The following is a 22,620-nucleotide window of genomic DNA, read 5'->3' as shown; positions in this document are numbered from 1 at the left end:
AAGGGTGTGTCCGTGCCCGAACTCCGTCCCTCGCACCGCCACCGATGGCGTGCACACCGACGTGCGTACGCCGCCTGCCTCGTGGCCGTCGGCCTCGTGGTGACGCTCACCGCCTGCGGGGGTGGCTCCACCGACACCCCCGGCGGCCGTGACATCTCCAGCGGCTCCCACCACGTGAACCTCATCGCCTACGCGACCCCGAAACCCGGTTTCGACAAGATCATCCCCGCGTTCCGCGACACCGACGCCGGATCCGACATCGGGTTCTCCCAGTCCTACGGGGCCTCGGGTGACCAGTCGCGCAAGGTCGCCCGACGGGTACCCGCCGACGTCGTCAACTTCTCCGTCGAGCCCGACATCACGCGACTGGTGAAGGCAGGCGTGGTCGACGAGGACTGGAAGACCCAGCACCCCAACAACAGCACCCCGTTCGGGTCGGTGGTGGCACTCGTGGTCCGCCAGGGCAACCCGAAGAACATCCGCGACTGGGACGACCTGCTCAAGCCCGGCGTCGAGGTCATCACCCCGAACCCGGGCAGCTCCGGTTCGGCCAAGTGGAACCTGTTGGCGCCGTTTGCGGCCAAGAGCAACGGCGGCGTCGACGAGAAGGCCGGCCTGGCCTACGTGAGCGACCTCGTGCGCGACCACATCCGCGTCAACCCGAAGTCGGGTCGCGAGGCCACCACCACGTTCGAGCAGGGTCAGGGCGACGTCCTCATCAGCTATGAGAACGAGGCCATCATGCTGCAGCGCAAGAACGGCACGGCCCCGGCGTCCCAACGCGTCGACTACGTGATCCCGCCGCAGACGTTCAAGATCGAGAACCCGGTCGCGGTGGTGAACACCAGTGACGACAAGGCGTCGGCCGAGAAGTTCGTCGAGTTCCTCTTCACCGATGAGGGACAACGCATCTGGGCCCAGCAGGGCTTCCGGCCGGTCACGCCGTCGGTGATCGCCGCGACCCGCTCGCTGTTCCCCGGCACCATCGACAAGCTGTGGACCATCTCCGCCCTCGGCAAGGTGCTCGGCAAGGGCACCGCCGCCGAGAACAGTGACACCGGAAAAGCGGGCAAGGACCTCACCGGCTGGAAGGCCGTCGACTCGGAGTTGTTCGGCACCAAGGGCGCCATCAGCAAGATCTACGACGCAGGAGGCAAGGCATGACCACGGTGCAGGTCGAACCGCCCGACACCCCGCCCGCGCCGAAACTCGCCGGCGGCCGACGCATCACCGGCGCAGGCCCCCTGGGTATCGGTGTCGCCGGGCTCTGGCTCACCGTCATCGTGCTGCTGCCGCTCGCGGCGATCACGACGAAGTCGTTCGACGACGGCTGGAGCGGTTTCTGGACCGCGGTCACCGCCGACAACGCCATCGCGTCGATCCGGGTGACCGTGCTGGTGTCGATCGTGGTCGCGCTGATCAACGTCGTGATGGGCACGGTGATCGCGTGGGTGCTCGTCCGTGACGAGTTCCCCGGCAAGGGGATCGTGAACGCGCTGATCGACCTGCCGTTCGCGTTGCCCACCATCGTCGCGAGCCTGGTGCTGCTGTCGCTCTACGGACCCAACAGCCCCATCGACATCCAGCTCAACGCCACCCAACCCGCCCTGGTGATCGCGCTGGCGTTCGTGACCCTGCCCTTCGTGGTGCGCCAGGTGCAGCCGGTCCTCATCGAGGTCGACCGCGAGGTCGAGGAGGCCGCCGCGTCGCTGGGCGCCTCGAACTGGACGATCTGGACGAAGGTCGTGGTGCCGTCGCTGGCGCCGGCCATCCTCACCGGCGCCGGTCTGGCCTTCACCCGCGCCATCGGCGAGTTCGGGTCGGTCGTCCTCATCGGCGGCAACATCCCCGGCGACACCCAGGTCGCCTCGCAGTACATCCAGCAGCAACTCGAGGTCGACGCACCGGTCGACGCCTCGGCGGTGTCGGTGGTGCTCCTGCTGATCGCGTTCGTGGTGCTCTTCGTGCTGCGGATCGTCGGTCGTCGCTCGGCCAAGCGTGAGGGGGCCGACCGATGAAACTGTCGCCGACCTCGCGCTACGGTCTGCGCGCCCTCGCGCTGATCTACCTGTTCGTCCTCCTGGTGGTCCCCGTCGCGCTGATCTTCTGGCGATCCTTCGAACACGGCCTCGGCCAGTTCTGGGACTGGATCACCACGCCGGCGGCCATCTCGGCGCTGCAGCTCAGTCTGCTGATCGTCGTGATCGTGGTGCCGCTCAACGTCGTGTTCGGCATCGCCACCGCCATCGCGTTGGTGCGCGGTCGTTTTCGCGGCCGCGGCATCGTGCAGGCGATCATCGACCTGCCGTTCGCCGTCTCGCCCGTCGTCGTGGGTGTCTCGCTGGTGCTCCTGTGGGGTTATGGCGGATGGTTCGGCGGTGTCGAGAGTCTCGGCTTCCGCGTGATCTTCGGCCTGCCCGGCATGGTGCTCGCCACCATCTTCGTCACGCTCCCGTTCGTGGTGCGGGAGGTCGAGCCGGTGCTCCGTGAGATCGGGACCGAGCAGGAGGAGGCCGCGGCCACCCTCGGTGCCAACGGATGGCAGACCTTCCGCCGGATCACCCTGCCCGCCATCCGGTGGGGACTCACCTACGGGGTCGTCCTCACCGTCGCCCGCAGCCTGGGCGAGTACGGCGCGGTGATCATCGTGTCGTCGGGGTTCCCGGGGATCTCCCAGACCCTGACGCTGCTGGTCTCCTCGCGCTACACCGACGACTACAACGAGTACGGCGCCTACGCCGCGGCGACCCTGCTCATGCTCATCGCATTGCTGGTGCTGGTGGCGATGACGCTCATCGAACGCCGCGGACTCGCCGGTCGCCTGGCCAAGGGTGCCCGGCGCGGCAGCACCGACGACCCCGTTCCCACGATCGACCCCGCCGCCGATCAGGTGCCGGACACGACCCCCGCCGACAAGGAGTACGCACGATGACGATCTCGGTCTCCCGCGCGAACAAGCGCTACGGCGATTTCGCCGCTCTCGACGACGTGTCGCTGGACATCCCGGCGGGGTCGCTGACCGCGCTGCTCGGCCCGTCGGGTTCGGGCAAGTCCACCCTGCTGCGGTCCATCGCGGGCCTGGACTCCCTCGACTCGGGTGTGGTGAGCATCAACGGCGAGGACGTCACCCGGGTGTCGCCGCAGAACCGCGACATCGGGTTCGTGTTCCAGCACTACGCGGCGTTCAAGCACATGACGGTCCGCGAGAACGTCGCGTTCGGTCTGAAGATCCGCAAGCGGCCGAAGGCCGAGGTGACCCGCAAGGTCGACGAACTGCTCGAGGTGGTGGGCCTGGCCGGGTTCCAGACCCGCTATCCCGCACAGCTCTCCGGCGGTCAGCGTCAGCGCATGGCGCTGGCGCGGGCGCTGGCCGTCGACCCGCAGGTGCTGCTGCTCGACGAGCCGTTCGGCGCGCTCGACGCGAAGGTCCGCGAGGATCTGCGCAAGTGGCTGCGGCGACTGCACGACGACGTCCACGTGACGACGGTGCTGGTCACCCACGACCAGCAGGAGGCGCTCGACGTGGCCGACCGCATCGCTGTCCTCAACCGCGGTCGGATCGAGCAGGTCGGGAGCCCCGACGACCTCTACGACCGCCCGGCCAACGAGTTCGTCATGGGATTCCTGGGCTCGGTCGCCCGGCTCAACGGCTCTCTGGTGCGGCCCCACGACATCCGCGTGGGGCGCTCACCCGATCTGGCCCTGTCGGGCGCGGATTCGGCCGCCGCCGCGACCGGTGTCCTCAAGGCCACCGTGGCGCGCGTCGTGCACCTGGGCTTCGAGGTGCGGGTGGAGCTCGTCAACGCCGCCACCGGCGACGATTTCCACGCCCAGATCACCCGCGGCGACGCCGAGGCGCTGTCGCTGTCGGACGGAGACGAGGTCTACGTCCGCGCCACACGCGTCCCGACGATCGCCGGCTGAGCGGGCCCACCGCGTCACTGCCCGAACGGATCCAGTCCCCCGAACGGCGACCCCTGCTGGGGCGAACCCTGGTCGGGCGACCCCTGTTGCGACGGGGCCGACTGCGTCGACACCGTCGTGGTGGCGTCGTCCTTGGCGCTGCCCAGCGTCACGGTCAGTTTCTCCGACTTCCCGCTCGCGTCGGTGACGGTGATCGGGATCTGCTGACCGGGCTGATGGCGCAGGACCTGCGCCATCAGGTCGGCGTAGTTGCTGATCGGGCTGCCGTCGATGGCGGTGATGACGTCGCCGGCGCGCAGACCGGCGCGGGCGGCGGCACCGTCGGCCGACACCGATCCCACGCGGGCTCCGTTGACGCTCGTCTGCGAGGCGTTGGTGGTCTGCGACAGGGAACCGGACACGCCCAGAACGGGTTTGGTGGCCGTGCCGTCCTGCATGAGCTGTTCGGCGACACGCTTGGCGGTGTCGACGGGGATCGAGAACCCCAGTCCGAAGGCCTGCACGCCGCCGCTGGCGGCCTGCCCGGTGTCGACGGCGGAGTTCACGCCGACCACCTGCCCCTGCAGGTTCACCAGTGGCCCACCGGAATTGCCCGGGTTGATCGGTGTGTCGGTCTGCAGACCGTTGTAGACCGCGACCTGCGAACCGGATTCGTCGCCGGCGGTCACGGTGCGGCTCAGGGCGCTGATGATGCCGGAGGTGACGGTGTTGGACAGGTTCTCGGGGCTGCCCACGGCGACGACCTGCTGGCCGACCTGCAGTCCGTTCGACTGTCCGAGGGTGGCCGGGGTGAGGTTGTTGACGCCGGAGACCTTGATGACGGCGAGGTCGTAGGACGGTGCGACACCGGTGACGGTCGCGGCGTGGGTGCTGCCGTCGGGGAGGGTGACCTGGATCCGTCCGCCGTCGCCGACGCCGGACACCACGTGGTTGTTGGTGAGCGTGTATCCGTCTGCGGTGAGGATGATCCCGCTGCCGACCGCGGTGCCCTGCGCCCCGGAGACGGCGATGTCGGCGGTGGACTTCGAGGCGACCTTGGCCGCGTAGGTGACCGAGCCGGGGGTCGCGTTCACCGTCCCTGGCGACGACGGGACCGAGGTCAGGGCCGCCGGGGTGGAGTCGCGATGATCGAGGAGTGCGACACCGCCGGCGCCGAGACCGCCGCCGATCAATCCGGCCGCGAGGACGGCGACGAGGATCGGGGTGCCGGAGCGATGCCGGGGTGTCGGGGTACCCGGGGTGGGGGCGGTGGCCGACGGTGTGGCCCCGAAGGGAGCGTTCGCGCCCGGGGTGGGCTGTGGCGCAACGTATGTCGGGAAACTCCCGTACGACGGCGGTGCCGCGTATGCCGGGTTCGAGTGGTACGGGTCGCCGGCGGCGTGTGCGGGACGGCTCTCCCACCGCTGGGTCTGCTCGTCCGGGGACGTCGGCTCCTGCGACGACGACTCGTTCGTCTGCCGGTCGTACGGGCGCGTGTCGTCCGCGTTCTGGTCGTGCGGGTTCTGGTGGTCGTTCGGGTTCTCGTGCATGACACCACCGTCCGCGCCGAACCTGAGCGCAGCCCGAGTGTTCCGACCGGAATCAGCTGAGGCTTTGCCCAGGATTCCCGGTGGCCGAGGCGCGGTAGCGGTCGCAGATGATGTCGATCAGTCCCGGGTGCGCGCCGATCGGCTCGGCGATCGCGACACCGACCCTCAGGTCGGCCAGGGCGTTCTCGACCCGATCGGTGAGTGTTCCCGCCGACAGGAAGTACGGGCCCACCACGATCCTGCGGGCACCCGTCGCCTCGAGTCGTTCGACGGCCTCGCGCAGGTATCGGGCCTCGGGACCCAGACGCGTGGCGAACAGCGGTTCGATTCCCCGGCATGCGACGTGGTCGGCGAGATCGGAGGCGACCGCGTGGAACTGGGCGTCGGCATCCCGATCGCGGCTGCCCACGGCGCACAGCACGACACCGTCGTCGGGGGCCAGACCCGCCGCGTGCAGTCGGTCGACGAGCGCGGTGAGAAGTCGCGGGTCGGACCCCAGAGGCGGTGCCTGGGTGAACCTCACCTCCGGACGACGTCCGCGTTCGACATCGAGCGCGGCGGGCAGATCGACGCCCGTGTGGAACGCGGCCGAGAACAGCAGCGGCACGACCACCACATGCGGGCCGGACACGCTCGCCACGACCTCGGCCACCGTCGGCTCATCGAGATCGAGGAACCCCAGGTGGACGTCGGTCCCGGGTAGCGCCGCGGCAACGGCGTCGGTGACCTCGCGCGCGGTGACGGCGAAACGGGGATCTCGACTGCCGTGCGCGGCGAGGACGAGCGCGTCGGTCACGCCAGGGCGGACAGGTGCAACGGTGCCAGGGCGTCGCCCACGAGGCCGGCGGCGAGGGTGTTGCCGCCCTGCGGATCGATCAGCAGGAAGCTGCCGGTCTCGCGGTTGACGAGGTAGTCGTCGGCCGCCACCGGCGCGGCCGTCTGCACGGTGATCCGCCCGATCTGGTTGAGCTCGAGGCGTTCCGGGCCGTCGTGCACCGACAGATCCTGCTCGTCGAACAGGGCGTCGAGGGACCCGACGATCGCCGGCGTCGACAGTGTCCCGTGCTTGAGCAGCAGTCGCGCACCCGGCGCCAGCGGCTTGTCGCCGAGCCAGCACACCGTCGCGGTGAACGACGAGATCGGGTCCGGCGCATCGGCGACCGCGGCGATGATGTCACCGCGCGAGATGTCGATGTCGTCGGCGAGGAGCACCGTGACACTGCGGCCGGTGTGCGCCGACTCGAGCGATCCGTCGGCGGTGTCGATTCCCGACACCGTGGTGCGGATGCCCGACGGCAGCACGACGACCTCGTCGCCGACGGCCACGCGACCGGCGGCGACCTGACCGGCGTATCCCCGGTAGTCGAGGTACTCGGCGGTGCGGGGGCGGATGACGTACTGCACGGGGAAGCGGAAGCCCACCGGCGCACGGTCGGCCACGTTCGGCACCGACTCGAGGTGCTCGATGAGGGTCGGGCCGCTGTAGAAGTCGGTCAGCGCCGACCGGTGGGCGACGTTGTCACCGCGTAGGGCCGAGACCGGGATGGCCTGCACGTCGGCGTCGTCCCAGCCGAGGGTGCCGGTCAGTCGGGCGAACTCGGCGCTGATCTCGGCGAACACCGTGGCCGCGTCGTCGACGAGGTCGATCTTGTTGACCGCCAACACCAGTCGGGGGACCCCGAGCAGCGCCATGACGGCGGCGTGGCGGCGAGTCTGGGCGACGACACCGGTGCGCGCGTCGACCAGCAGGATCACCAGCTGGGCGGTCGACGCACCCGAGACGGTGTTGCGGGTGTACTGCACGTGACCGGGGGTGTCGGCGAGCACGAACGACCGTCGCGGCGTCGCGAAATAGCGGTAGGCGACGTCGATGGTGATGCCCTGCTCGCGTTCGGCGCGGAGGCCGTCGACCAGCAGCGACAGGTCAGGGGTGTCGAGGCCCTTGTCCACCGAGGCACGGGTGACCGCGTCGATCTGGTCGGCCAGAACCGATTTGGTGTCGAACAGCAGGCGGCCGACGAGGGTCGACTTGCCGTCGTCGACGCTGCCCGCGGTCGCGATGCGCAGCAGATCGGAGTTCTCGACGCGCCCACCGGTGGTGTCGGCGGGGGAGGCGGTGGTGGTCATCAGAAGTAGCCCTCACGCTTTCGGTCTTCCATGGCCGCCTCGGAGACGCGGTCGTCGCCACGGGTGGCGCCGCGCTCGGTGAGCCGGGAGGCCGCGACCTCGGCGAGGACGGCGTCGTTGTCGGCGGCGTCGGAGAGCACCGCGCCGGTGGTGGAGCCGTCGCCGACGGTGCGGTACCGCACCGAGAGTCGTCGCAGCTCTTCGCCGTCGCGGGGTCCACCCCACGGCCCGGGGGTCATCCACATGCCGTCACGCTCGAAGACGTCACGCTCGTGCGCGTAGTAGATGCCGGGGAGCAGCACCTGCTCGCGGGCGATGTAGCGCCACACGTCGAGCTCGGTCCAGTTCGACAGCGGGAACACGCGGACGTGCTCGCCGGGGGCGTGCTTGCCGTTGTAGAGGTTCCACAGCTCCGGTCGCTGGCGCTTGGGGTCCCACTGCCCGAAGGCGTTGCGCAGCGAGAAGATCCGCTCCTTGGCCCGCGACCGTTCCTCGTCGCGACGCCCGCCGCCGAACACCGCGTCGAAGCGGTGGTCGTTGATGGCGTCGAGCAGGGGGACGGTCTGCAGGGGGTTGCGGACGCCGTCGGCTCGTTCGGTCAGCCGGCCGTCGGCGAGGTAGTCCTCGACGCTCGCCACGTGCAGGCGCAGGTTGTGGCGTGCGACGACCTCGTCGCGGAACGCGAGGACCTCGGGCAGGTTGTGCCCGGTGTCGACGTGCAGCAGCGAGAACGGGATCGGGGCCGGCCAGAACGCCTTGATCGCAACGTGCAGCAGGACCGTCGAGTCCTTGCCGCCGGAGAACAGGATCACCGGACGCTCGAACTCGCCGGCGACCTCACGGAAGATGTGGATCGCCTCGGACTCCAGTGCGTCGAGGGTGGTGAACTGCTCCCCGTCGTGAAGCGACGGTGTCGTCGGAGTGCCGGCCAGCGACGGTGTCGCCGGTGTGCTCTGCTCGATGGTCATGAGGCGTGCAACCCACATTCGGTCTTGGAGCGGCCGGCCCAGCGGCCGCTGCGGGGATCGGAACCGGGCGCGGGTTTCGCCGTGCAGGGCGCGCATCCGATCGACGGGTACCCCTCGTCGACGAGGGGGTTCACCAGTACGCCGCGCCGGTCGATGTAGTCCTGCATCTGCTCGTCGGTCCACGCCGCGATCGGGTTGATCTTCACCAGACCGAAGCCCTCGTCGAACGAGATCAACGGCGCGTTCGCGCGGGTGGGTGACTCCACCCGTCGGATACCGGTCACCCAGGCGCTGTAGTTCGAGAGCTGACGCTGCAGCGGGACCACCTTGCGCAACCGGCAGCACTCGCCCGGATCGGAGGCGAACAGGTTGCGGCCCAACAACTCGTCCTGCTCGGCGACGGTCTGTTCGGGGGTGACGTTGACGATCTCGACGCCGTAGACCTGTTCGACGGCGTCCCGGGTGCCGAGGGTCTCGGCGAAGTGGTAGCCGGTGTCGAGGAAGAGCACCTTGAGCTTCTCGTGATCGAGCGAGGCGGGATCGATCGCGTCGACGGCGAGGTCGACCAGCGCGGCGTCCTGCATGTTCGACGCGACCACGAAGTCGGTGCCGAAGTTCTCGGCGGTCCAGCGCAACAGCTCCTCGGGGGTCGCGTCGGGCCCGAGGTCACGGGCGCCGGACTCGGCGAGTTCGCGCAGATGCGCCTCGATGCGTACGGCAGTACTCATCGCAGATCCTCCTCCTGGGCCCGGAGGGTCCACTCCGCGAAGCGTTCCCCCTCCGAGCGGTGTTTGACGAAATTGCGCACCACGCGGTCGACGTAGTCGCCGAGTTCGCCGGTGGGAACCTTGTGCTGACGGACCTTGCGGCCGAAACCCGCGTCCTGGCCGAGGCTTCCGCCCAGGTGGACCTGGAAACCCTCGACGTGGTCGCCGTTGTCGTCCTCGATCAACATGCCCTTGAAGCCGATGTCGGCGATCTGGGCCCGCGCGCACGAGTTGGGGCAGCCGTTGATGTTGATCGTGACGGGGACGTCGAGCTGGGCGTCGATGTCGGCGAGCCGCTCCTCGAGCTCCGGCACGAGTTTCTGGGAACGCTTGCGGGTCTCGGTGAACGACAGCTTGCAGAACTCGATGCCCGAGCAGGCGATGAGGTTGCGACGCCAGCGCGACGGCCGTCCGTCGAGACCGTGGGCGGCCAACTCCTCGATGAGCCCGTCGACGTGCTCGTCGGCGACGTCGAGGACGACGAGCTTCTGGTACGGGGTGAAACGGATGCGGTCGGAACCGATCCGGGCCGCGGCGTCGGCGACCGCGGTCAACGTCGAGCCCGAGACGCGTCCGGCGATGGCCGCGAACCCGACGGCGTTGAGCCCGTTCTTGAGTCGCTGCACGCCGACGTGGTCGCGCGGCGCGGTCAGCGGCGCGGGGGCGGGTCCGTCGATCAGCTTCCGGCCGAGGTACTCGTCCTCGAGGACCTGGCGGAACTTCTCCATGCCCCAGTCCTTGAGCAGGAACTTCAGGCGCGCCTTGGCGCGCAGACGCCGGTAGCCGTAGTCGCGGAACAGCGAGACGACGCCCTGCCACACGTCGGGCACCTCGTCGAGCGGGACCCACGCGCCGACCCGTTGGGCCAGCATGGGATTCGTCGACAACCCGCCGCCGACCCAGAGGTCGAGGCCCGGACCGTGCTCGGGGTGCTCGACGCCGATGAAGGCGATGTCGTTGATCTCGTGGGCGACATCCTGCAGGCCCGAGATGGCGGTCTTGAACTTGCGCGGGAGGTTCGAGTAGGCGGGGTCGCCGATGTAGCGCCGGACGATCTCGTCGATCGCCTCGGTGGGGTCGAGCACCTCGTCGATCGCCTCGCCGGCGAGCGGGGACCCGAGGACGACACGCGGGCAGTCGCCGCAGGCCTCGGTGGTCTGCAGGCCGACGGCCTCGAGGCGGTTCCAGATGGTGGGGACGTCCTCGATGCGGATCCAGTGGTACTGGACGTTCTCGCGGTCGGACAGGTCCGCGGTGTCGCGGGCGAACTCGGTGGAGATCTCACCGATGGTGCGCAGCTGCTCGGCGGACAGGGCGCCCTTGTCGCAGCGCACCCGCATCATGAAGTGGCTGTCCTCGAGCAGGTCGAGGTTCTCGTCGCCGGTCCACGTGCCGTCGTACCCCTGCGCGCGCTGCGTGTAGAGACCCCACCAGCGGAAACGCCCACGCAAGTCGCTCTTGTCGATCGAGTCGAACCCACGCAGCGCATAGATGTTCTCGATGCGGGCACGCACGTTGAGGGGGTTGTCGTCCTTCTTGGACTGCTCGTTGGCGTTCAGCGGCTCGCGGTAACCGAGCTTCCACTGGCCCTCGGCGCGACGCTTGGTGGGACGGGCACGCCGCGCGGGCGCGTCGGCTCCGGTGGCGGGGGGTGTCGGGGTCATCGAGTGGCTCCTGGAAATGGTCGCGGTGCTCCGCTCGACATGCGAGCACTCACGGGATGGCGGGTCAGGGTGGACCCATCGACGTTTCGCGTGGCTCGGCGCAGGGCACGATCGGGCGAGATCGCGGACAGACTGCGGGCGTGACGCGTCAGGGAAGACAGAAAGCGCTGCACACGCGCTTGAGATCGATGTGGCGCCGTTCGGCCAGCCACACCCCGGGGAAGATCACGGTCGCCATAGTGCCACGGCCCTCCTCACGGCGTCTACTTGGGACTATTTGGATTCACGGTGAGCGCAGCTCGACCGATCGGCCAGCGGTGTCCTCGGTGACAACGCCATGCGTGATGCCGGTCATTCCCCGCCGGAGAGGGATGATGAGGACGTGGCCGTGATGACGAGAGACGAGACGGGCGCGACGAGAGGCGAGACGGGGGCGCACGACCTGGTTCTCCCCGCCTGCGATCCGGCGACGCCGCTGGGTCTCTACATCCACGTGCCGTTCTGCGCGACACGGTGCGGATACTGCGATTTCAACACCTACACCGCCGGTGAACTGGGATCGGACTCCTCGCCGGACACCTGGCATGCCGCCATCGCGACCGAGCTTGCGCTCGCCGCGGCCGCGATGACCCCCGCCCGACCGGTCTCGACGGTGTTCGTCGGCGGCGGGACGCCGTCGCTGCTGGGCGCAGCCGGACTGACGTCGGTGCTTGACGCCGTACGTGATCACTTCGACCTCGCACCCGGCGCGGAGGTGACCACGGAGTCCAACCCCGAGTCGACGTCACCGCGGTTCTTCGACGGGTTGCTCGCCGCCGGTTTCACCCGCGTGTCGCTCGGGATGCAGTCGGCCGCACCGCATGTGCTGGCCACGCTCGATCGGGTACACACCCCCGGCCGGCCGGTCGACGCGGCACGCGAGGCGGCCGCGGCGGGCTTCGCGCACGTCAACCTCGACGTCATCTACGGCACGCCGGGGGAGTCCGACGCCGATCTCGACGCGACCCTCGACGCGGTGCTCGCCGCCGGGGTCGACCACGTGTCGGCCTACGCCCTGATCGTCGAGGACGGCACGGCGATGGCCCGTCGAGTGCGGCGCGGCGAGATGCCCGCACCCGACGACGACGTGCTCGCCGACCGGTACGAGGCCATCGACGCCCGTCTCCACGCCGCCGGCATGGAGTGGTACGAGGTGTCGAACTGGGCGCGAGCCGACGATCCGCAGGCGCGGTGTCGCCACAACATCGGCTACTGGGACAGCGCCGACTGGTGGGGCATCGGTCCCGGCGCGCACTCGCACGTCGGCGGGGTGCGGTGGTCGACGGTGAAACATCCGGGGCGCCATGCGTCGACACTGGCGGCCGGTCGGCTGCCGGTCGCCGCGGTCGAGGTGCTCGACGAGACCGAGAAGCACACCGAGCGCGTGATGCTCGCGATCCGTCGCGACTCCGGACTCGTTCTGTCCGAACTGGACGACGCCGAGCGGGCGCGGGCTCTCGAGACCGTCGAGGCGGGCCTCACCGTGCTCGTGAGCGATCGGCTCGGGGGCGATCGGGTGGTGCTGTCCAACCGTGGGCGTCTGCTCGCGGACGGGGTGGTCCGTCAGGTGCTGACGGACTGATAGCCGGGTCGGTGGGGGCGTCGAGGGCCCCGGTGTCGGCCGGCGCGGCGAGGATGGGCGCCGTCGTCGCGGTGGCATCGACCCCGGCGGTGTCGCCGTCCACGGGGCGGCCGACCGGCGTCGCCTCGGCGACGGCATCGATGTTCAGGGCGTCGAGATCGAGCAGACGCGCGTGGATGACGTGGCGGTTGCGCAACGCCGAGCGCACCGCGCGGTGCAGGCCGTCCTCGAGGTACATCTCGCCGTGCCAGCGCACCGCGTGGGCGAACAGGTCGCCGTAGAACGTGCTGTCCTCCGACAGCAACTTGTCCAGCGCGAGGGCGGTGGTGACCGTCGTGAGCTGGTCGAGGCGGAACTGTCGGGGCGGGATCTGTGCCCAGTCACGCATCGACAGCCCGTGGTCGGGATACGGCTTGCCGTTGCGTACGCCCTTGAAGATCACGCCACCACCGTAGGCGTCGCGAGGACCGTTCGGGCGGGTCGGTCACCGGGAGCTGTTTCCTCCGTAAACTGGACTCCCGGCCATCTCGTGGTCGGTCGACACGAGTCCGCACGACCCCGCAGACCACGCGTCTGCATTACCCACGGAGGTGATCCCCTTGTCCAGCACCGACGAACGCCGTTTCGAGGTCCTGCGCGCGATCGTCACCGACTACGTGGCGACCCAGGAGCCGATCGGCTCGAAGGCCCTCGTGGAGCGACACCACCTGGGGGTGTCGAGCGCGACGATCCGCAACGACATGGCCGTGCTCGAGGCCGAGGGCTACATCGCCCAGCCGCACACCAGCTCCGGTCGGGTGCCGACCGACAAGGGCTACCGACTCTTCGTCGACCGGATCTCGGAGGTCAAACCGCTCTCGAGCGTGGAACGGCGCGCCATCCTGAGTTTCCTCGACACCGGCGTCGACCTCGACGACGTGCTGCGACGGTCGGTGCGGTTGCTGGCCCAGCTGACCCGACAGGTCGCGGTGATCCAGTACCCGGTGCTGTCCACCGCGACGGTCCGTCACCTCGAGGTGGTCGCGTTGACCCCGTCGCGTCTGCTGCTGGTGGTGATCACCGACACCGGTCGCGTCGAGCAACGGATGGTCGACGTCCCCGAGGATATCGGTGACGAGGAGATCGTGCGCCTGCGCGACATGTTCTCCGCGGCGCTGCACGGTCAACGGCTCGAGGTCGCGTCCCACGCGGTCGCCGAACTGGCGAACTCCGCGCCCGACGATCTGCGGCAGGCCGTGATCCGCATGGCCTCGGTGCTCGTGGAGACCCTCGTCGAACGCTCGGATGACCGCCTCGTGCTCGGCGGGACCTCGAATCTCGCCCGCTCGGCGGCCGACTTCACCCCGGTCCAGGGGTCGATGGACTCGGTCCTCGAGGCGCTCGAGGAACAGGTGGTCGTCCTCAAACTGCTCGCGGCGACCCAGCTGCCCGGCACGGTCACCGTGCAGATCGGCGAGGAGACGAACACCGCCAACCTGCGTGGCGCCGCCGTCGTGTCCACGGGGTACGGTGCCTCGGGCACCGTTTTCGGTGGTCTGGGGGTTCTGGGCCCCACACGCATGGACTACCCGGGAACCATTGCGTCGGTCGCCGCCGTTGCCAGATATGTCGGTGAGGTCCTCGCCGAGCGCTGACTCGCTCGGCGACGGGACCGCGAGACCACCCGAAGAACGATTCGAACGAGTGAAGGACACCGCTGCGCGTGGCACGTGACTACTACGGGACCCTGGGCGTCGCCCCGGGTTCCAGTGATTCCGAGATCAAGCGCGCCTACCGGAAGCTGGCGCGCGAACTGCATCCCGACGTCAACCCCGACGAGGCCGCCCAGCAGCGGTTCGCCGAGGTGTCGACCGCCTACGAGGTCCTGTCGGACCCGGAGAAGCGACGCATCGTCGACGCCGGCGGGGATCCCCTCGCCACCGCCGGTTCCGGCGGTGGGTTCGGTGGGGGCTTCGGTGGCGGTGGCCTCGGTGACGTCTTCGAGGCGTTCTTCGGCGCCGGCGCCGGTGGCGGCGGTCGCGGACCCCGCGGTCGGGTGCAGCCCGGCTCGGACGCACTGCTGCGGATGCAGCTCGACCTCGACGAGTGTGCCGCCGGTGTGAGCAAGGAGGTCACCGTCGACACCGCCGTGCTGTGCGACGTGTGCAAGGGCTCCGGTGGCCACGACGGCAGCAAGCCGGTGAACTGCGACACCTGCAAGGGCGCCGGCGAGATCCAGTCGGTGCAGCGGTCGTTCCTCGGCCAGGTCATGACCTCGCGGCCGTGCCCGACCTGCGGCGGCACCGGCCAGACCATCCCCGACCCGTGCCGCAAGTGCGCCGGCGACGGGCGAGTCCGCTCGCGTCGGACCATGACGGTCAAGATCCCCGCCGGCGTCGGCGAGGGGATGCGGGTGCGTCTGCAGGGTCAGGGCGAGGTCGGCCCCGGCGGCGGCCCCGCCGGTGACCTCTACGTCGAGGTCGTCCAGAAGCCCCACGACGTCTTCGTCCGTGACGGCGACGACCTCCACTGCACCGTCAAGGTCCCCATGGTCGACGCCGCGCTCGGCGCCAGCCTCGACATCGACAGCGTCCTCGGCGGCACGGCGACGGTCACGGTCGAGCCGGGCACCCAGCCCGGACAGGTCACGCGCATCAAGGGCCAGGGCATGCCGCACCTGCACACCGGGGTGCGGGGCTCGGTGCACGTCCACCTCGACGTGGTGGTCCCGACCCGTCTCGACCACAAGCAGACCCAGAAGCTCAAGCAGTACAAAGAGGTCGCGACGCACGAGCATCTCGAACTCGTCGACTCGCAGTCGGCCACCAACGGTGGCCTGTTCTCCCGCCTCCGCAACGCTTTCGCGGGTCGCTGACCCCTCACCCGATGTCCGCCCGCCCTCTGTCCGCCCGCCCTATGTCACCGCCGAGACGATGACGCCGCCGCTGTTCTGGATCGACGAGGTCCCGGCCGTCGGTGCGCTCGCCGATCTCACCGGGACCGAGGGTCACCACGCGGTGACCGTCACCCGGATCGTCGCCGGCGACCGCATCACCGTCGGTGACGGCGCCGGTACGGTCGCCGACTGCGAGGTGGTCGCCACCCTCGCCAAGGACCGCCTGCGCCTCACCGCGCTCGACCGCAGAGAGGTGCCGCGGCCGTCGCCGCTGGTGACCCTGGTGCAGGCGCTGCCGAAATCGGATCGCTCCGAACTCGCGGTCGAACTGGCCACCGAGGCGGGCGTCGACCGGGTGGTGGCGTGGCAGAGCGCGCGCTGCGTGAGCCGGTGGGTGGGGCCCCGTGAGGAGAAGGGCCTGCGGAAATGGCGGTCGGCGGCCGCGACCGCGGCCAAGCAGAGTCGGCGTGCGCACATCCCCGAGATCGCCGGTGTCGCGCACACCGTCGACATCCGCGCGATCATCAGTGGGTCCATCGAATCCGGAGGAGTCGCTGTGGTCCTGCACGAGGGTGCTGTCGAGTCGTTGACCGCCATCGGTGTCGCCGACGCGAGCGAGGTGATCGTGATCGTCGGGCCCGAGGGCGGGATCGACCCATCTGAGCTCGACGATTTCACCGCGCTCGGTGCGCGGTCGGTGCGGATGGGACCCGAGGTGCTGCGCACCTCGACCGCGGGCACCGTCGCCCTGGGTGCGATCGGTGCGATGACGAGCCGGTGGGAGCGGTCGTGACCGGCGTGCGGTCCACCGCCGCCGAGCGCGTCAAGATCGCCTATGGCGACCGCAACTCGCAGTTCGGACACCTGCACCTCCCGACGGTCGCGCCGGTCGCCGCCGGCGAGGACCCGCCCCGGGTCCCGGTCGTGGTGATGGTGCACGGCGGCTACTGGTCGACCGATTTCGAACTCGTGGTCCAGACGCCCGTCGCGCGCGATCTCGCCGCCCGCGGTGCGATCGTGTGGAACATCGAGTACCGCCGGGTCGGCGAACCCGACGGCGGTTGGCCGCGAACGGGTTACGACGTCGTCAACGCCATCCGTGCGCTCGACGGGCCGGTGCGCGCAGCCCTGCCCGCCGACCTCGCGACCCGAGCCGATTTCGGGCGGGTCTCGGTGATCGGTCACTCCGCGGGTGGCCAGCTCGCACTCTGGGCGGCGGCCCGGCTGCAGGCCCGCACCGATCGGTCGACCATCAGCACCGTCGTCGTGCAGGCGCCCGCCTCCGACCTCGTGCGTGCCGGCACCGACGGGCACGCCGCGCTCGCGGCGTTCATCGGCGCCGAGTACGCCGCGACCCCTCACCGCTACCGCGACGCCTCACCGGCGCACCTGTCGCCGTTCCCCGCCCACGTCGCGGTGGTGCAGGGAGAACTGGACACCTCGGTGCCCCTGGAGATGTCGATGGCCTACGTCGAGGGGGCGCGACGGGCGGGTCAGTCGGTCGAACTGGTCACCGTCGGCGGTGAGGGACACGACTCCTTCATGGACCCGGCGAGCCGGGTCCACCGCGAGACGCTGCGGCGCCTGGGCATCTGACGTGCCCCTTCCCGGCGACGGGGACCGGTGCACGCGAGATGCGCGGACGAAATATCGACGCGAGATCCCACGTTCATCAGCGATAGAGTGAAGCAGCGCACGCCGCACCCCGACCGGACCGTACCCACGGTTCGCCGACGAGATGAGAGTTCCACTACGTGACCGATGCCCACACAGCCGGGAATGGCCCCCGCGCAGCCGCCGGACCGTCGGCGGAATCCAGCATGGAGGTGGCACCGGACGTTGTCATGGGGCTTCTCGGTACCGGCGACCGTAATCTGCGGGAGCTGGAGAAGCTCCTCGCGGCCGACGTCCACGTCCGCGGCAACCGGATCACCCTGCACGGTGCCCCGGCCGACGTCGCGACCGCCGAACGTGTCATCGCCGAACTGGTGTCGGTGGTGCGCCGCGGCACGGCGCTGAGCCCGGACCTGGTCCGACAGAGTGTGTCGATGCTCACCGACGGCTCGGGGGAGTCGCCCGCCGAGGTGCTCAGCCTCGACATCATCTCGCGGCGCGGCAAGTCGATCCGCCCGAAGACGGTGAACCAGAAGCGCTACGTCGACGCCATCGACGTCAACACCATCGTCTTCGGCATGGGTCCCGCCGGCACCGGCAAGACCTACCTCGCGATGGCGAAGGCCGTGCAGGCCCTGCAGACGAAGTCGGTCAGCCGCATCATCCTGACCCGTCCCGCGGTGGAGGCGGGCGAACGCCTCGGCTTCCTGCCCGGCACGCTGCACGACAAGATCGACCCGTATCTGCGACCCCTGCACGATGCGCTGCACGACATGATGGATCCCGATGCGATCCCGAAGCTCATGGCGGCCGGGGTCATCGAGGTCGCGCCGCTGGCCTACATGCGCGGCCGCACCCTCAACGACGCGTTCATCATCCTCGATGAGGCCCAGAACACTACCGGCGAGCAGATGAAGATGTTCCTCACCCGCCTCGGGTTCGGGTCGAAGGTCGTGGTGACCGGTGACGTCACGCAGGTCGACCTGCCCGGGGGTGCCGAGAGCGGGCTGCGCGCCGCCAGTCGCATCCTCACCGACATCGACGACATCCACTTCGCGACGCTGACCAGCGCCGACGTCGTACGGCATCGCCTCGTCGCCGACATCGTCGACGCCTACGGTCGTTTCGAGGCGAACCAGGACATCGCACCCGGTGCCAACCGCGCGGGGCGTCGCGCCGCGGGCAACGGTCGGCGGTCGTGACCCGATGAGCATCGAGGTCTCCAACGAGTCGGGCGTCGAGGTCCCCGAGCGGATGCTCGTCGACGTCGCCGAGTACGCGCTCGGCCAGATGGACGTGCATCCCGGCGCCGAGCTGTCGATGGTGCTCGTCGACAACGAGACGATGGCCGAACTGCACCTGCGGTGGATGGACCTGCCCGGTCCGACCGACGTGATGAGTTTCCCGATGGACGAGCTGACCCCCGGCGGTCGCCCCGACACCCCCGATCCCGGCCCGGCCATGCTCGGCGACATCGTGCTGTGCCCGGAGTTCGCGGCGGTGCAGGCGGCCACCGCGCGTCACCCCGTCGAACACGAGCTGGCGGTCCTCACCGTCCACGGTGTGCTGCACCTCCTCGGGTACGACCACGCCGAACCCGACGAGGAGAAGGAGATGTTCGGCATCCAGGGCCGCATCATCGACGAGTGGTACGCCGATCGGCGCGCCGCCGACCGCGCGCGGGCCCAGGCGGCCAAGGACGCCACACTGCTCAACCGCATCGGCTTCACCTCTGCTCACTCTTCCGAGCGCGAGTCCACCGACCGCAAGGAGCTCTGAGGGCCGTGCCCACCGACGTGTGGCTCCTGCTGCTCGCCCTGGCCCTGATCCCGCTCGGCGGTCTGTTCGCGGCGATCGACGCCGCCCTGCTGACCGTCTCGGTGGCCCGGGTCGACGACATGATCCGAGAGGGCCGCGGCGGCTCGACCCGACTGCGGGCCGTCCTCGTCGACCGCGCCACCTACGTGGGTCTGACCACCCTCATGCGCATCGTCTGCGAGATCGCCGCGACCACGCTCGTGGCGGTGCTCGCCGCCGAACAGCTCAGTCGCATGTGGGCCATCGTCACCGTCGTGCTGGCGATGTCGGTCGTCAGCTACGTGATGGTCGGTGTCGGACCACGGACACTCGGCCGCCAGAACGCCTACTCCATCGCCCTGCCGTCGGCGGTGGTCCTGCAGGCCATCGGATTCCTGCTGCGGCCGGTCACGCGGTTGCTGATCCTGCTCGGCAACGCGATCACCCCCGGCAAGGGTTTCCGCAACGGCCCCTTCGCCACCGAGGTCGAACTCCGCGAACTCGTCGACATGGCCGAGGCGCGTGGCGTGGTCGATGCCGGCGAACGACGGATGATCCAGTCGGTCTTCGATCTCGGCGACACCTGCGCGCGGGAGGTGATGGTGCCCCGGCCGGAGATGATCTGGATCGAGTCGGACAAGACGGTGGTGCAGGCGATGAGCCTCGCCACCCGTTCCGGACACTCGCGCATCCCGGTGATCGGCGAGAACCCCGACGACATCCTCGGTGTCGTCTACCTGAAGGATCTCGTCGAGCGATCCATCCGGGCCGACCGGTCCGACCCGCCGGTCGCGGTCGCCGAGGCGATGCGCCCCGCGGAGTTCATCCCCGATTCCAAGCCGCTCGACCGTGTTCTCGCCGACATGCAGCGCATCCGCAACCACATGGCGCTGCTCGTCGACGAATACGGCGGCATCGCCGGGCTGGTCACCATCGAGGACGTCCTCGAGGAGATCGTGGGGGAGATCAACGACGAGTACGACACCGACGAGCTGTCGCCGATCGACGATCTGGGTGACGGTCGGTACCGGGTGTCGTCGCGGTTGCCCGTGGAGGATCTCGGTGAACTGTTCGACATCGAGATCGACGCCGACGACGTCGACACCGTCAGCGGCCTGGTCGGTCTCGCGCTCGGTCGTGTCCCTCTGCCGGGGGCGCGGGTCACCTCGCACGGTCTGATCCTGCTCGCCGAGGGCGGACCCAACCGACAGGGCCGTCTGCGCATCACCTCGGTGGTCGTCGAACGCGAACACCGACCCGACGACGACGCCGTCGAGTCGACCGGGGACGATGTCGAGGCGACGGGCGGACGCTCGCGCTCGTCGGAAGGGGTGTCGTGACCACATCGTCGATGGGGACGCGTGACGATGCCGATTTCCGTTCGGGATTCCTGTGTTTCGTCGGGCGGCCCAACACCGGTAAATCGACGCTCACCAACGCCCTCGTCGGCGAGAAGATCGCGATCACGTCCAATCGACCGCAGACGACCCGCCACACCATCCGCGGCATCGTCAATCGGCCGGACGCGCAGCTGATCCTGGTCGACACCCCGGGACTGCACCGACCCCGCACCCTGCTGGGGCAGCGTCTCAACGACCTGGTGCGCGACACCTACTCCGAGGTCGACGTCATCGGGCTCTGCATCCCGGCCGACGAGACCATCGGTCCCGGCGACCGCTGGATCGTCGACCAGATCCGGCAGGTCGCGCCGAAGACGCCGCTGCTGGGTGTCGTGACCAAGATCGACCGTGTCACCCCCGACCGGGTCGGCATGCAGCTGCTGGCGCTGTCGAAGCTGCTCGGGCCCGAGGGCGAGGTGGTGCCGGTGTCGGCGAAGTCGGGGCAGCAACTCGACATCCTCACCGACGTGATCGTCTCCATGATGGAGCCCGGTCCGGCGTTCTATCCCGACGGGGAACTGACCGACGAACCCGAGCTGGTCCTGATGGCCGAGTTCATCCGCGAGGCCGCGCTGGAGGGCGTGCGTGACGAGCTGCCGCACTCGCTCGCCGTCGTCATCGAGGAGGTCATCGAGCGCGAGCAGACCCGCGACGACCGTCCCCCGATGGTCGACGTCCACGCGACGCTGTTCGTCGAGCGGGACAGTCAGAAGGGGATCGTCATCGGTCACAAGGGTTCTCGTCTCAAAGAAGTCGGGACCACCGCCCGCGGACAGATCGAACGGCTGCTCGGTACCCGTGTCTACCTCGACATCCACGTGAAGGTCGCCAAGGACTGGCAGCGCGACCCCCGACAGCTTCGCAAGATGGGCTTCTAGTTCGGTGTCCGGCGCGCACGAGAAGCCCGAACCCACTGAGCCCGACCCCACCGAGGCCGACGGTGCCGCTCCTGTCATCGAGACCGCGGCGGCCGACGGCGGGTCGACGCACGCGGTGCGCGCGCTGCTGGCCACCCCGCGGTTCTGGGTCGCGCCGATCGCCGCCGTCGTGGGCATCATGTGTCTGCTCGCCGCGATGTACATGGGTGCGATCGTCAACCCGGAGAAGAATCTCCACGAGTTCTCCGTCGACCTCGTCGTGGAGGACACCGGCGCCTCCCAGGGCGCGAACGCGCCGCGCGCCGCGTTCGGCAACGAGGTCGCCCAGGGCATCGTCGACGGCACACGTGACAGCGGCTTGACGCTGCGCGTCAATGACCGCGGGACCGCGCTGGATCGCCTCGCCTCGGCGCAGACCTACGGCGTGATCATCATCCCCGCCGACTTCTCCCAGTCGGCCATCGATCTCGCGGGGTCGGTCGTGGGCCGCGACACGCCGTCGCCGCCCACCATCGACGTGCTCACCAACCGTCGGTCGGGGACGTTCGCCTCGTCGATCCTCACCACCGCGGTCGACCGGATCAAGACGTCGGTCAACGAGCGGTTCGGCGCACAGTTGACGAAGACGGTGCGAGACCGCTTGGCGCAGAACGACGTCCCGTTCGTGGGGTTGGCGTCGTACGCGTTCTCCGCGCCGGTGGTGTTCTCGGTGTCGGATGCACAACCGCTCCCGGGCGGCGCCGCGAACGGGTTGTCGGCGTTCTACTTCACCATCCTGCTGGTGCTCGCCGGGTTCACCGGCGCGCTCATCGTGCACTCGCTCGTCGACGGGATGCTCGGGGCGATCCCCATCGAGATCGGGCCGCTGTACCGACTGCGCAGGCGACTGCCCATCTCGCGCCGCGGCACGCTCGTCGTGAAGTGGTGGATCATGTTCCTCATCGCGATGGTGCAGTCGGCGCTCTACATCGCGGTGTGTGCCGCGGTCGGGATGGACAACCCCGCACCGTTCACGCTGTGGATGTACTCGACGCTCGCCGTCACCGCGGTCGGGGTCACCGCGTCGTCGATCATGGCGCTGTTCGGCACGCCCGGCATGATCGTCAACCTCGTCTTCTTCGTGATCCTCGGCCTGCCCTCCTCGGGTGGTGCAGTGCCGCTGGAGGCCAGTCCGCGGATCTTCGCGTGGCTCGCCGAGGTCGAACCGATGCGCCAGATCTACCTCGGAGTCCGGTCGATCCTCTACTTCAACGGTGACTTCGCCGCCGGGCTCGGGCACTCCCTGGTCGCCACCCTCGTCGGGCTCGCGATCGGCCTCATCCTGGGGTCGGTGGCCGTGCGGGTCTACGACGCGAAGGGGTGGCAGCGCGTTCCGCGGGCCGACGACGTCCCCTCCGTCGCCGCCGGAGGAGTGTCGGTGGCGGCAGGGGAGTCGCCGACGGTGCGAGAATGACCG

The 22,620-nt window shown here is 69.5% G+C and carries 21 protein-coding genes; 14 read left to right on the top strand and 7 right to left on the bottom strand.

Translation table 11 applies throughout. The features are described from left to right. Positions 1-81: 81 nt before the first annotated feature. From ASG12_RS13025 to ASG12_RS13010, 4 genes are read left to right on the top strand one after another with little or no spacing between them, the layout of a single operon-like run. Positions 82-1,164: a sulfate ABC transporter substrate-binding protein gene (locus ASG12_RS13025; protein WP_055790889.1), complete on the top strand. Its 1,083-nt coding sequence runs from the start codon at positions 82-84 to the stop codon at positions 1,162-1,164. Further along, a complete protein-coding gene (gene cysT / locus ASG12_RS13020; RefSeq protein WP_055790158.1) occupies positions 1,161-2,018 on the top strand; it encodes a sulfate ABC transporter permease subunit CysT in 858 nt (285 codons plus the stop codon). Before ASG12_RS13025 ends, cysT begins: the two co-directional genes overlap by 4 nt. Next, the gene (gene cysW / locus ASG12_RS13015; RefSeq protein ID WP_055790155.1) at positions 2,015-2,932 is read left to right on the top strand and encodes a sulfate ABC transporter permease subunit CysW; all 918 of its coding nucleotides are present in this window, start codon (positions 2,015-2,017) and stop codon (positions 2,930-2,932) included. Before cysT ends, cysW begins: the two co-directional genes overlap by 4 nt. Next, positions 2,929-3,924, top strand: coding sequence for a sulfate/molybdate ABC transporter ATP-binding protein (locus ASG12_RS13010; RefSeq protein WP_055790152.1), 996 nt, complete (start codon positions 2,929-2,931; stop codon positions 3,922-3,924). Before cysW ends, ASG12_RS13010 begins: the two co-directional genes overlap by 4 nt. 14 nt (positions 3,925-3,938) lie before the next feature. Here ASG12_RS13010 and ASG12_RS13005 read toward each other — a convergent pair whose 3' ends face one another. The 6 genes from ASG12_RS13005 to ASG12_RS12980 are packed head-to-tail and all read right to left on the bottom strand — an operon-like array spanning position 3,939 to position 10,979. After that, on the bottom strand, positions 3,939-5,453 hold the full coding sequence (locus tag ASG12_RS13005) for a S1C family serine protease (protein WP_082501963.1): 1,515 nt from the start codon (positions 5,451-5,453) through the stop codon (positions 3,939-3,941). 52 nt (positions 5,454-5,505) lie between these two features. Beyond that, positions 5,506-6,249 carry a sirohydrochlorin chelatase gene (locus ASG12_RS13000; protein WP_055790149.1) on the bottom strand — a complete coding sequence of 248 codons (744 nt, stop codon included), beginning with the start codon at positions 6,247-6,249 and terminating at the stop codon, positions 5,506-5,508. Further along, positions 6,246-7,580 (bottom strand): sulfate adenylyltransferase subunit 1, encoded by a 1,335-nt coding sequence (locus ASG12_RS12995; protein WP_055790146.1) that lies wholly within the window; start codon positions 7,578-7,580, stop codon positions 6,246-6,248. Before ASG12_RS12995 ends, ASG12_RS13000 begins: the two co-directional genes overlap by 4 nt. Beyond that, on the bottom strand, positions 7,580-8,566 hold the full coding sequence (cysD, locus tag ASG12_RS12990; RefSeq protein WP_443089095.1) for a sulfate adenylyltransferase subunit CysD: 987 nt from the start codon (positions 8,564-8,566) through the stop codon (positions 7,580-7,582). The genes ASG12_RS12995 and cysD overlap by 1 nt, the downstream gene beginning before the upstream one ends. Continuing rightward, positions 8,545-9,276: a phosphoadenylyl-sulfate reductase gene (locus ASG12_RS12985; protein ID WP_055790140.1), complete on the bottom strand. Its 732-nt coding sequence runs from the start codon at positions 9,274-9,276 to the stop codon at positions 8,545-8,547. Before ASG12_RS12985 ends, cysD begins: the two co-directional genes overlap by 22 nt. Next, entirely contained in the window at positions 9,273-10,979 is a 1,707-nt protein-coding gene (locus ASG12_RS12980; protein WP_082501962.1) for a nitrite/sulfite reductase, read from the bottom strand. The genes ASG12_RS12985 and ASG12_RS12980 overlap by 4 nt, the downstream gene beginning before the upstream one ends. Positions 10,980-11,370: 391 nt before the next feature. Between ASG12_RS12980 and hemW the strand changes: the two genes are divergently transcribed. Next, positions 11,371-12,600, top strand: a complete 1,230-nt coding sequence (gene hemW, locus ASG12_RS12975) for a radical SAM family heme chaperone HemW (RefSeq protein WP_055790886.1) — start codon at positions 11,371-11,373, stop codon at positions 12,598-12,600. On the opposite strand, the gene ASG12_RS12970 is transcribed toward hemW, so the two are convergent. After that, positions 12,497-13,042: a type II toxin-antitoxin system VapB family antitoxin gene (locus tag ASG12_RS12970; RefSeq protein WP_055790133.1), complete on the bottom strand. Its 546-nt coding sequence runs from the start codon at positions 13,040-13,042 to the stop codon at positions 12,497-12,499. The two genes, hemW and ASG12_RS12970, sit on opposite strands and share 104 nt — an antisense overlap. A 157-nt stretch (positions 13,043-13,199) precedes the next feature. Here ASG12_RS12970 and hrcA point away from each other — a divergent pair, with 157 nt between their 5' ends. The 9 genes from hrcA (at position 13,200) to ASG12_RS12925 (ending at position 22,617) form a co-directional block, all read left to right on the top strand. Further along, the gene (hrcA, locus tag ASG12_RS12965; RefSeq protein ID WP_045823343.1) at positions 13,200-14,234 is read left to right on the top strand and encodes a heat-inducible transcriptional repressor HrcA; all 1,035 of its coding nucleotides are present in this window, start codon (positions 13,200-13,202) and stop codon (positions 14,232-14,234) included. A 68-nt stretch (positions 14,235-14,302) separates the two neighbouring features. Beyond that, positions 14,303-15,454 (top strand): molecular chaperone DnaJ, encoded by a 1,152-nt coding sequence (dnaJ, locus tag ASG12_RS12960; protein WP_055790131.1) that lies wholly within the window; start codon positions 14,303-14,305, stop codon positions 15,452-15,454. Between the two features lie 58 nt (positions 15,455-15,512). After that, positions 15,513-16,268 carry a 16S rRNA (uracil(1498)-N(3))-methyltransferase gene (locus ASG12_RS12955; RefSeq protein ID WP_055790128.1) on the top strand — a complete coding sequence of 252 codons (756 nt, stop codon included), beginning with the start codon at positions 15,513-15,515 and terminating at the stop codon, positions 16,266-16,268. Continuing rightward, entirely contained in the window at positions 16,265-17,071 is an 807-nt protein-coding gene (locus ASG12_RS12950; RefSeq protein ID WP_235456750.1) for an alpha/beta hydrolase family protein, read from the top strand. Before ASG12_RS12955 ends, ASG12_RS12950 begins: the two co-directional genes overlap by 4 nt. Positions 17,072-17,295: 224 nt before the next feature. Further along, positions 17,296-18,291, top strand: a complete 996-nt coding sequence (locus ASG12_RS12945; RefSeq protein WP_082080220.1) for a PhoH family protein — start codon at positions 17,296-17,298, stop codon at positions 18,289-18,291. A 4-nt stretch (positions 18,292-18,295) separates the two neighbouring features. Continuing rightward, on the top strand, positions 18,296-18,868 hold the full coding sequence (gene ybeY / locus ASG12_RS12940; RefSeq protein WP_055790880.1) for an rRNA maturation RNase YbeY: 573 nt from the start codon (positions 18,296-18,298) through the stop codon (positions 18,866-18,868). Between the two features lie 5 nt (positions 18,869-18,873). Further along, a complete protein-coding gene (locus ASG12_RS12935; protein WP_055790125.1) occupies positions 18,874-20,226 on the top strand; it encodes a hemolysin family protein in 1,353 nt (450 codons plus the stop codon). 11 nt (positions 20,227-20,237) lie between these two features. Then, the gene (gene era, locus ASG12_RS12930; RefSeq protein WP_055790877.1) at positions 20,238-21,164 is read left to right on the top strand and encodes a GTPase Era; all 927 of its coding nucleotides are present in this window, start codon (positions 20,238-20,240) and stop codon (positions 21,162-21,164) included. A 4-nt stretch (positions 21,165-21,168) separates the two neighbouring features. Beyond that, positions 21,169-22,617: a YhgE/Pip domain-containing protein gene (locus tag ASG12_RS12925; protein ID WP_082501961.1), complete on the top strand. Its 1,449-nt coding sequence runs from the start codon at positions 21,169-21,171 to the stop codon at positions 22,615-22,617. Positions 22,618-22,620 lie beyond the last annotated feature (3 nt).

The sequence above is a fragment of the Williamsia sp. Leaf354 genome, from assembly GCF_001424365.1.
GTDB lineage: Bacteria > Actinomycetota > Actinomycetes > Mycobacteriales > Mycobacteriaceae > Williamsia_A.
Note: the sequence above shows the minus strand (reverse complement) of the source record. Positions and strands in the feature narration are given on the sequence as shown.

Bases quoted from the DNA above. Each gene is read 5' to 3' on its own strand.
- cysT (WP_055790158.1), top strand. From the start codon at position 1,161: ATGACCACGGTGCAGGTCGAACCGCCCGACACCCCGCCCGCGCCGAAA.
- cysW (WP_055790155.1), top strand. From the start codon at position 2,015: ATGAAACTGTCGCCGACCTCGCGCTACGGTCTGCGCGCCCTCGCGCTG.
- ASG12_RS13010 (WP_055790152.1), top strand. From the start codon at position 2,929: ATGACGATCTCGGTCTCCCGCGCGAACAAGCGCTACGGCGATTTCGCC.
- ASG12_RS13005 (WP_082501963.1), bottom strand. From the start codon at position 5,453: ATGCACGAGAACCCGAACGACCACCAGAACCCGCACGACCAGAACGCG.
- ASG12_RS12995 (WP_055790146.1), bottom strand. From the start codon at position 7,580: ATGACCACCACCGCCTCCCCCGCCGACACCACCGGTGGGCGCGTCGAG.
- cysD (WP_443089095.1), bottom strand. From the start codon at position 8,566: ATGTGGGTTGCACGCCTCATGACCATCGAGCAGAGCACACCGGCGACA.
- ASG12_RS12985 (WP_055790140.1), bottom strand. From the start codon at position 9,276: ATGAGTACTGCCGTACGCATCGAGGCGCATCTGCGCGAACTCGCCGAG.
- ASG12_RS12980 (WP_082501962.1), bottom strand. From the start codon at position 10,979: ATGACCCCGACACCCCCCGCCACCGGAGCCGACGCGCCCGCGCGGCGT.
- hemW (WP_055790886.1), top strand. From the start codon at position 11,371: ATGACGAGAGACGAGACGGGCGCGACGAGAGGCGAGACGGGGGCGCAC.
- ASG12_RS12955 (WP_055790128.1), top strand. From the start codon at position 15,513: ATGACGCCGCCGCTGTTCTGGATCGACGAGGTCCCGGCCGTCGGTGCG.
- ASG12_RS12945 (WP_082080220.1), top strand. From the start codon at position 17,296: ATGGAGGTGGCACCGGACGTTGTCATGGGGCTTCTCGGTACCGGCGAC.
- ybeY (WP_055790880.1), top strand. From the start codon at position 18,296: ATGAGCATCGAGGTCTCCAACGAGTCGGGCGTCGAGGTCCCCGAGCGG.
- era (WP_055790877.1), top strand. From the start codon at position 20,238: ATGGGGACGCGTGACGATGCCGATTTCCGTTCGGGATTCCTGTGTTTC.